This is a genomic window from Lacticaseibacillus chiayiensis, from assembly GCF_004123795.1.
GTDB classification, from domain to species: Bacteria; Bacillota; Bacilli; order Lactobacillales; family Lactobacillaceae; genus Lacticaseibacillus; species Lacticaseibacillus chiayiensis.
Map to the genome: position 1 here is coordinate 70,932 of NZ_MSSM01000026.1, position 9,357 is coordinate 80,288.

The 9,357-nt window shown below is 48.5% G+C and carries 11 protein-coding genes; 9 read left to right on the forward strand and 2 right to left on the reverse strand.

The features are described from left to right. Positions 1-301 precede the first annotated feature (301 nt). The 5 genes from BVJ53_RS09915 (at position 302) to BVJ53_RS09935 (ending at position 3,060) form a co-directional block, all read left to right on the forward strand. Positions 302-556, forward strand: a complete 255-nt coding sequence (locus BVJ53_RS09915; RefSeq protein ID WP_129302272.1) for a hypothetical protein — start codon at positions 302-304, stop codon at positions 554-556. A 207-nt stretch (positions 557-763) separates the two neighbouring features. Then, positions 764-970: a hypothetical protein gene (locus BVJ53_RS09920; RefSeq protein WP_129302273.1), complete on the forward strand. Its 207-nt coding sequence runs from the start codon at positions 764-766 to the stop codon at positions 968-970. A gap of 102 nt (positions 971-1,072) precedes the next feature. Next, positions 1,073-1,330 carry a hypothetical protein gene (locus BVJ53_RS09925; protein WP_129302274.1) on the forward strand — a complete coding sequence of 86 codons (258 nt, stop codon included), beginning with the start codon at positions 1,073-1,075 and terminating at the stop codon, positions 1,328-1,330. Positions 1,331-1,524: 194 nt separating this feature from the next. Continuing rightward, positions 1,525-1,734, forward strand: a complete 210-nt coding sequence (locus tag BVJ53_RS09930) for a CsbD family protein (protein ID WP_129302283.1) — start codon at positions 1,525-1,527, stop codon at positions 1,732-1,734. A 210-nt stretch (positions 1,735-1,944) separates the two neighbouring features. Then, positions 1,945-3,060, forward strand: coding sequence for a lactate oxidase (locus tag BVJ53_RS09935; protein ID WP_129302275.1), 1,116 nt, complete (start codon positions 1,945-1,947; stop codon positions 3,058-3,060). A gap of 159 nt (positions 3,061-3,219) precedes the next feature. On the opposite strand, the gene BVJ53_RS09940 is transcribed toward BVJ53_RS09935, so the two are convergent. Both BVJ53_RS09940 and BVJ53_RS09945 read right to left on the reverse strand, forming a co-directional pair. Then, positions 3,220-3,504 (reverse strand): chromosome partitioning protein ParB, encoded by a 285-nt coding sequence (locus tag BVJ53_RS09940; RefSeq protein ID WP_129302276.1) that lies wholly within the window; start codon positions 3,502-3,504, stop codon positions 3,220-3,222. A 71-nt stretch (positions 3,505-3,575) separates the two neighbouring features. Continuing rightward, the gene (locus tag BVJ53_RS09945; protein WP_129302277.1) at positions 3,576-4,682 is read right to left on the reverse strand and encodes a low temperature requirement protein A; all 1,107 of its coding nucleotides are present in this window, start codon (positions 4,680-4,682) and stop codon (positions 3,576-3,578) included. Between the two features lie 161 nt (positions 4,683-4,843). On the opposite strand from BVJ53_RS09945, the gene BVJ53_RS09950 reads away from it, so the two are divergent. From BVJ53_RS09950 to BVJ53_RS09965, 4 genes are all read left to right on the forward strand, one after another. Continuing rightward, positions 4,844-5,515 carry a 2,3-bisphosphoglycerate-dependent phosphoglycerate mutase gene (locus BVJ53_RS09950; RefSeq protein WP_129302278.1) on the forward strand — a complete coding sequence of 224 codons (672 nt, stop codon included), beginning with the start codon at positions 4,844-4,846 and terminating at the stop codon, positions 5,513-5,515. A gap of 158 nt (positions 5,516-5,673) precedes the next feature. Further along, complete coding sequence (locus tag BVJ53_RS09955) at positions 5,674-6,261, forward strand: CBS domain-containing protein (RefSeq protein ID WP_263932699.1); 588 nt, start codon at positions 5,674-5,676, stop codon at positions 6,259-6,261. Positions 6,262-6,421: 160 nt separating this feature from the next. Continuing rightward, the gene (ppdK, locus tag BVJ53_RS09960; protein ID WP_129302280.1) at positions 6,422-9,052 is read left to right on the forward strand and encodes a pyruvate, phosphate dikinase; all 2,631 of its coding nucleotides are present in this window, start codon (positions 6,422-6,424) and stop codon (positions 9,050-9,052) included. Positions 9,053-9,209: 157 nt separating this feature from the next. Further along, positions 9,210-9,357 (forward strand): transposase (locus BVJ53_RS09965; protein ID WP_158280577.1); only part of this gene is annotated, 148 nt, incomplete at its 3' end.

Genomic DNA, 9,357 nt, shown 5'->3' on the forward strand with positions numbered 1-9,357 from the left:
AGGCCACTTATACTCCGGCTCCTAACCGCGCCAGCTCACGCTCACTATAACGCGTTCACCAGCCCAAAAACCTGCGTGTAAGGACCTTGGTCGCAATGGCCTAAGCCCGGGCCATCACGCCCAAGGCCGCTTACACTCCGGTTTTCAACCGGGCTGGTTCACGCTCACATTAACGCGTTCACCGGCGCAGAAGTCTGCGTGTAAGGGCCTTGGTCGCAATGGTCAAAGCGCGACCATCACGCCAAGGCCACTTACACTCCGACTTCTAACCGCGCCGGTTCACGCTCAGGAGGCTATTAAGATGAAACACGCAAAAGTAGGAATGACGGTTTTGTGCCAGGCTAATGGAAATATGGAACATGCTTTCATCGGACGCATCGAAAAATGCTACGAAAATGCCGCACTTGTGAAGATTCTGGATTATGACCCGCGCGATCGCTTCAACGTCCAAGATTTGATCGGTCGAACTGTCATCGCTTTCAACCGAATGAAGAAAAGCACCAGCGACCGGCTTGAAGTCAAAAATGACCAGCCGCTTCAAAAAGATGTCGGGTAGCAAGTTGTCATTTGATTGCCATTTAAAAATGGCGAATTGAAGTCCTTAAAACCTGATATGACTGGGATTCGGTGATCCGCTGAAACTGTAACATCTTTTTTTGCCTAAGTGGTTGAAACGCGACCAATTAGGGTGTATAAATGCATCTTGTGATACAAATACGCGTACAGAGTCATGGTACAATGAAAAAAGGTGGTTAGGGGAATCATGTTATTTGCAGCGCATCTTCGTGATTATGCAGTTGTAGGTCAATACACGGACAAATGGGGTCATCGACACGATTCTTCGCGGGTCTGTCACCAGATGACCAAGAAGGAAGCACGTGAAGCCATGCAACGCTACTTATTGCAGCATTACAGTGATTCGGTTGATCTGAACGCACCGATTAGGGTCAAGGTGCAGGCAACTAAGTGAATCTCCCCACCTTAACTTGGTTTATTTAAGAGTTTGTCCTAGTGCGATGTTTCGTAGCCAGCATATGGCTTCAAATCACCGCGTTCAAGAGGAGGTTTTTGTGTGTCACAAGATATCGTTGTAGGCGACAAAGTTTCAGTGCGTAAGACCAAGGATGTGCCATTGAGTTTCAAAGGAACCGTTGAAAAGCTATATGCCAATGCAGCAATGCTGACTATTGACAGTTTTTCACCTGATGATGCTTCGTTAGTTGAAGATATGAAGAACAAAACGGTTGTTAACTACAAGCATATTAAAAAAGGCGGTAAAGCGGTCATTCCGCCAGTGCCTGAAGAAAAGCGGCCAGGTGCACGGCACTAAGCATGACTTGATCGTGGGGCTCTCCAGAGTATGGAGGGTCTTTTTTAATGTTCGAATTTGGTTCTCAAGATGTAGGTGCCTGTCAAAAAATAATTCGGGCAAAAAATAATTCATATTTTTACGAGCATAAAAATGGTCAGCTAGATCGTCAACCTGATACACTTAAAGTAAGCAAAAAAGGAGGGACTGATAGTATGGCAGATTTTGATGCAGCAAAAGACAAGGTTAGCGGTAAAGTGAAAGAAACTGCTGGCAAGGTAACTGGTGATGAATCAACTGAGGCGAAAGGCAAGACCGAACAAATGGTGGGCGAAGCCAAAGAAAAGCTTAGTGATGCCAAGGACAAAATTGCCGAGAAGTTTAACGACGTGGTTGATAAGGTTAAAGAGAAAAAAGAAGATTAACGACCGCAACTAGGCGATCGGAAGTTACCTAAGGAGGAGACGCAATTGCGGGCTTCTCCTTTTTGCTTCTCATCAGGCACCTGCACGCTGATAGTTAGGCTTTTGCACGACTACTTACAAAAAATTAGCATTTTGGCTTTACTTACTAATTATAAGTGATACACTAATAGGTGTTCTGATAAGTAAGCAATTTGGGAGGTTCTTTGACACATGACAGTTGTTAATGGTTACGAACAAAGCGATGCAGAGAAAAAATTGAATATTTTGAACTTGCCGTCATTGGCGGATGAAGCGAAGAAGATTATTCCAACAGGCGGATTCGGTTACATTGTTGGCGGATCCGAAGACGAATGGACTTTAGCCGAGAACACCAAGGCTTTCAATCATGCACAGATTGTTCCGAAGGCGTTGTCGAATATTGACTCACCTGACTTATCTACCAACTTTTTTGGCATTGACTTGAAGACACCAGTCATGATGGCGCCGACAGCGGCCCAAGGACTGGCACACAGTCAAGGTGAAAAAGATACCGCTCGCGGTGTGGCTGCGGTTGGTGGCTTGATGGCACAGAGCACATACAGCTCAACGTCAATTGCTGATACGGCCGCAGCTGGTAACGGTGCGCCGCAATTGTTCCAACTTTACATGAGCAAGGATTGGGACTTTAACAAAAGCTTACTCGATGAAGCCAAAAAAGCCGGTGTCAAGGGGATTATCCTCACAGTTGATGCGACAGTTGATGGCTATCGGGAAGAAGATATCATTAATAACTTCCAATTCCCAATCCCAATGCCGAACTTGGAAAAGTATTCAGAAGGCGATGGTAAGGGCAAAGGTATCGGCGAGATTTACGCTTCTGCCGCACAGAAGATTAGTGAAGACGATGTCCGCCGTATTGCAGAGTACACAGACTTGCCGGTGATCGTTAAAGGCATTCAGTCACCGGAAGATGCTTTGCGGGCAATTGGTGCAGGTGCGGCCGCTGTCTATGTTTCTAACCATGGCGGCCGTCAGTTGAATGGTGGCCCGGCTTCCTTTGATGTTTTGCCTGCCATTGCCAAGGCGGTCAACAAGCGCGTTCCAATCATCTTCGACTCCGGGATTCGCCGCGGCAGTCATGCATTCAAAGCGTTAGCAGCCGGTGCCGATCTCGTTGCATTTGGCCGTCCTGTGATTTACGGCTTGGCTTTAGGTGGTGCTCAAGGGGTTCAAAGCGTGTTCGAGCAAATTGATCACGAACTTGAAATCATCATGCAACTTGCCGGAACCAAGACGATCGAGGACGTTAAGCACGCACCATTAACCCACTTTAACTACGCTGACTAGTTTCGGTGTCAGTAGATTCTTAAAACGTAAAAAAGAATCCGCTTTGGCTTTTAGCCGTGGCGGATTCTTTTTTGGCTTGCTTTTGACTCGTACAAGTCAGCTATATGTTAATTCATCATCATAAACATGTCACTGAATGTTTGGCTTTCGAAAGCTGATCTACAAGCCGATTTGACTCAGTGTGTACATGGCGTTGCGGAACTCGTCGCGTCGATTAGCGCGTTTTTCGATATCACTTGGCAGTTCCGTCATATCGATTCTGACAACGGCTCGCCGCAGTAGGCTGACCATTGTCTTGTCATTCATTTTGATATAAAGGTGATCAGCGTCAAACCGTTCCACCGCGTCTTCCCAAACCCGGGCATTTTCGTGGTCGCTTTGAACGTTGCGCTTGATCAGTGATTTGCCATCAACTGTATTGAAGGTGACATCATAGGTTGTCATGTGAAGCTCCCCTTTCTTGTATGCATTTATCAGTTCAGAGTGTACTGGTTGACACTCTTTAATTATACCCCCTAATACGTTGGCTCATTGGGATGTAAGATGAATTGCCAAAGATAAAGCGTATTGGCGAGAAGGTAGGCGGTCAAGCCGAGCAGGAAAGGTAGCGGCATAACAGATGTCATTAAGCTGTAAACACCGAAGATCAAGAGTGAGAAGCCCAAGTAGAACCAACGCTTGAAGCCAATGTCAATCCGTTTGATCGGGTATGCACTTAAGTAGCCGATGAGACTGAAATAGTAGACGGCCAAAGTGAGGGTGATGGCAAAAGCAAACCACTGCGGATCAAGTAAGTGTCCTAACCATAAGTGGATCAGCGTACTGAGACTGAGAATCGCGGCCATGAGCGGATAGTGCAGATGGATTACCGCCAACCCGCCACTTTTCTGCCGGCGGTTAAGGCCGTTATCATAAACGAGTTGATAGCCCACAAACAACAGCATGACGACTAGGAAGAAAAGTGCTGCCGGCAAGGAAAGATCGGTATAGACCGTGTCCGCCACACCAATGATCGACTCGCCGAAGATTAGCAAAACCAACAACGAGTACCGTTCGCTTAAATGGGCGAGATCGGTCAATGGTACTCTATTGGGTCGCCAAACCAAGGGTGGCATCAGGCCAGCGCCTATAATTGCCACAAAAAAGACAACAAACGAAAGGGTGTAGGGTTTTAGAAAGAGCGATACCAAGGCAGTCACGCTACCGGTTGCAAGCGTCAATCCAGATATTTTGGCGAGCGTTGCATGATTTTTTCGCCAAATTAAGCTATATTCGCTTGCCAGACTTAAAAATAAAACTGCCGTGCTCAACTGAAAAGACCACTTAGTTTTAGCGAGATCGGGGGTGATGGCAGTACTTAAAACGATGACCCAGAACATGTTAAACAGGGTAAAAAGGTTGTGGAGCCATTGTGGATGGGTAAACTGATTCGTCAAAACAGTTTGATAAGTCCAAATCACCCAAAACACCAGCAGCATCATTAAAAATTCCCCGATTATTGACGGTGCGATCCTGCCATTTACCGGCAATGCCAGAGTTTGCGCCATACGACCAACGGCATAGGTGAAAATCAAATCATAAAAAAGCTCGACCATCGTGACCGATCGGAGCGACTTGGCCATGAGCATCCTTCTTTCTAAAAGCTAAGGCCGTGCTCGCCTTGCTTGTCTCAATATATAGTAGCCTATCATTTTCATGACTTGGCGGCAAAGTAGTTGTTACTAGACAGGCTACACTAATTCAGCTGAGATTGTTATACTAGTCTGGATAAGGAGGTTGCGATTTGGTCAAACTAGTCCTTTTACGCCATGGCGAAAGCATTGCCAATCAACAAAATACTTATACCGGCTGGTCCGACGTGGTGTTAACCGCGCATGGCAAAGCCCAGGCAGCCGAGGCAGGTAGCAAGATCGCGGCAATCGGGATCCTGTTTGATCATGTCCACACCAGTGTGCTGTCTCGCGCCATCATGACGGCCTACATTGTGCAAGACAAGATCGGGCAGAATTACCTGCCAATTACCAAAAGCTGGCGGCTTAATGAGCGGCATTACGGTGCGCTGCGGGGCATTAACAAGGATCTGACCCGCAAACTTTTCGGTCCGGATCAGGTTGCCAGCTGGCGGCGTAGCTTTTACGCACACCCGCCGCTGTTAGCTCATCCCAGCCGGTCGCGGCGTTACCACCAGTATCCGGCCACCATTATTCCACGCGGCGAAAGTCTGGCAGAGGCCAGCGAACGCCTGTTACCGTATTGGACTGCCGAACTGGCGCCGCGACTTATGGCAGGCAAAAACCAGCTCATTGTTGCGCATGGCTCAACGTTGCGCGCCCTAGTTAAGTACATGGAAAACATCAGCGATGCTGGTATCAACAAAGTCGAAATCGGCAATGCGCAACCGATTATCTATACACTTGATAATCACTTGAAGATTCTTAAAAAACAAACGCTTTGAAATGACTCCGGCAGGTCGGTTCATCCGATGTGCCGGATTTTTTTAGGCGTTTTTCAGCTTTTTTAGGTTGAATATCACGTCATATATCTTGAAAATGTTATACTGTTAATTATAAAAAGGAGGGGGCACCAACGCAACTTACCAAACGTCAACGCAAAATTGTTCAGCTGTTGAAGGCTGATAGCCCCATGACCGGGGAAACCTTAGCCGCTAAGTTAAAAATTAGTTTGGCCACGATCCGTGCTGACCTGCGTCTATTGACAACGATTGGTGTTCTGGACGCTCGGCCTAAAGTGGGTTACGCCTACCAGGACGCCAGTATTTTACCGGCCGGCAACGAAGCGTTGTTTAAAACGGCAATTGCCAAAATCCTGCTTCCGCCAACGGAAATCAAGCTCACGACCTCGATGGAAGAAGCGGTGACCAAGCTTTTTATCGCCGATGTCGGCTCCTTGTATGTGTTGGATGATGACGGTGCCTTGGTTGGCTTAATTTCGCGTAAGGATTTGCTGCGGGCCAGTTTTACCGATCGCGACACAACGCTGCCTGCCAGTATCGTGATGACTCGTATGCCCAATGTCGTCACCGTGACAGCTAATACCACGATCATGGACGCTAGCAAGTTGCTACTTAAACACAACGTTGATTCATTGCCAGTAGTCCAAAACCCCAGTGATACGCATGTTATCGGAAAAATTACCAAAAACCGTATTTTTAAATATCTGATTGAAACCCTTGCTCCGTAAGCTGTTTGGCGAATACTGCCAGCAGCTTTTTTCGTGTTTAAAAAAACTTAAATGAATTAGGCCAATTTTTGAGTGTAAACGCTTGCAATTTTCGGAACTAAATAATACATTATATAGCGAACATATATAACGTCATATTTAACGGATAGGGGGATTTGTAATGAAACAAATCTACGCGTTTGCAGAAGGCAACATGGAAATGCGGGCTTTATTGGGTGGTAAAGGAGCTAATCTTGCCGAAATGACGAATCTTGGCTTACCGGTTCCTCCGGGATTCACCATGACAACAGCGGCCTGCCATGACTATCAGCAGCAACAAGGTCTCTCAGATGCTTTGCTGGCTGAACTGGATGAGCATTTGCAGGCATTGGAACAGGCTACTGGGAAACGATTTGATGACCCGACCGCACCACTGCTGGTTTCGGTTCGTTCTGGCGCCCCGATTTCGATGCCGGGCATGATGGACACGATTCTGAATATCGGGTTGAATGACCAAACCGTGCAGGCGCTGGCAACGCTGACGGCGGATGCGCGGTTCGCCTATGATAGTTATCGCCGTTTGCTGGCCATGTTTGGCAATGTTGTCTATGGTCTATCGGAAAGTGCGTTCGATGATGTTTTGACCGCGATCAAACGGGAAAAAGGTTACACGTCTGATCTAGCATTAACTACAGACGATTTGCAGCGGGTTATCGAAGCATTCAAGCAGCTGTATACAGACGCAGGTAAATCGTTCCCGCAGTCACCTAAAGCCCAGATTTTGGCAGCCATTGTTGCAGTGTTCGAATCATGGAATAATCGGCGCGCAGTGATTTATCGCCGGGAAAATCACATTCCCGAAGACTTGGGCACAGCTGTTAATGTGCAGACAATGGTGTTCGGCAATGCCGGCGAAGATTCCGGTACCGGCGTTGCGTTTACCCGCGATCCGGCAACCGGCGAACGTGCGCTGTTTGGCGAATATCTTTTAAATGCTCAAGGCGAAGATGTTGTTTCCGGCGTGCGGACACCGCAACCGGTTGCAGTCTTGCATGAACAGATGCCGGAAGTCTACGATCAGCTGGCTGCGATCGCCACGACTTTGGAACAGCATTATCGCGACATGCAAGACCTTGAATTCACAATCGAACACGGCGAGCTATATCTGTTGCAGGCGCGTAACGGAAAACGGACGCCGGCTGCTGCGGTTAAAATTGCCGTTGATTTGGTGAATGAAGGGCTGATTGATCGGCAGGAAGCTTTAATGCGGATTGAGCCAAAATCGCTCAGTGACATGTTGCATCCCGAGTTTGATTCACAGGCACTGGCGGCACATGAAGTTCTGGCCACCGGTTTGCCGGCATCGCCTGGTGCAGCCACCGGCGAAGTTTACTTCACTGCTGCCGAAGCCAAAGCCGCGCACGAAGCGGGTCATCAGGTTATTTTAATGCGGCAGGACACCTCGCCGGAAGACATTGAAGGGATGATCGTCAGTCGGGCAATTGTCACGGCGCGCGGCGGCATGACTTCGCACGCAGCCGTGGTCGCTCGCGGTATGGGCGCAACCGGTGTCGTGGGGGTGCACGCATTAAGTGTTGATGAGCATGCCAAAACCGCAACCGTTGGCGATATTGTTCTCCATGAAGGTGACTGGGTATCGGTCGATGGCACAACCGGTCATCTTTATCGCGGACGCATCACAACCACTGCCGCTATGGTTAAGGAAAGCCTGGCAACCTTGCTGGATTGGGCCAAAGCGGCGAGTCGGATGGGCGTTTATACCAATGCCGACACACCTAAGGATCTGCAGCAGGCGCTGGCGTTTGGCGCAGACGGCATTGGCCTGACGCGGACCGAGCATATGTTTTTCCAGCCAGAACGGTTGTTGCAAATGCGGCGTTTGATTTTAGCCAAAGATGCGGAGGGGCGCAAAGCACCGCTGGCTGCCTTGGAGAAAATGCAGGAACAGGACTTCTACGATTTATATCGTCTGGCGGCAGGTAAAAGCGTCACGATTCGTTTACTGGATCCGCCATTGCATGAATTTCTCCCGCATGATCTGCGCGAAACAAACGAAGTCGCGAATGAATTGGGCTTGGAGCAAAATCAATTGCGCGAGCGGATGGCGGCGCTGAAGGAGGTTAATCCGATGCTAGGCCATCGCGGCGATCGATTAGCCGTTACCTTCCCGGACATCTATGTGATGCAGGTTCGGGCGATGATGCATGCGGTCTTCCGGTTAGCCGATGAAGGCGTTACGGTGACCCCACATATCATGATTCCGCTTACCAACTCGGAAACCGAATTGCGTTGGGTGCGCCGACTTGTCAGCAACGAAATTGAGCAGATGGCGTCTGCTAAAGGCATTCAGGTGACGTATGAAGTCGGCACGATGATCGAAACGCCGCGCGCATGTGTTACCGCTGACATGATTGCCAATGCTGCCGATTTCTTCAGTTTTGGCACCAACGACCTGACCCAACTAACCTTTGGCTACTCGCGGGATGACGTCGGTTCCTTCCTGCCAGACTACCTCGAAAAGAAGATCCTGCCAGCCGATCCATTCCAGACAGTTGATACAGAAGGCGTTGGCGCGTTGATGAAAATGGCGATCGACAAAGGCCGAGCGACTAAAGCAAAACTGCCGATCGGTGTCTGCGGTGAAGTCGGCGGTGATCCGGATTCAGTGGCCTTCTTTGACAGCATCGGCGTCAGCTACGTTTCCTGCTCACCATATCGTGTGCCGGTTGCACGACTGGCCGCAGCTCAGGCAACGCTGCGGGCTACGAAAAAAGCAAAAGCTCGTTCGTAACCACTCGTAGTTGGTGAGAAAATGATCGCGTTCAAATAATCGATATTCTTACAATACGAAAAAGTGCACCCAAGTCAGCAGTGATTTTTGCGATAATCCCTTTATGGTTGTCAGATGAAATATCATAATTCATCTGATGATCATGGAGGGATTTTCTATGCCCAGATCTAAGCATACAGCTCAAGAAAAGTTACTCATATTGGAGGAGTTCAGACATTCGAAGACAAGTATCAGTAGTTTCTCCCGTCAACACGGTCTTGGTGATCGTACATTACAACGTTGGCAGGCGCGCTATGAACGTGATG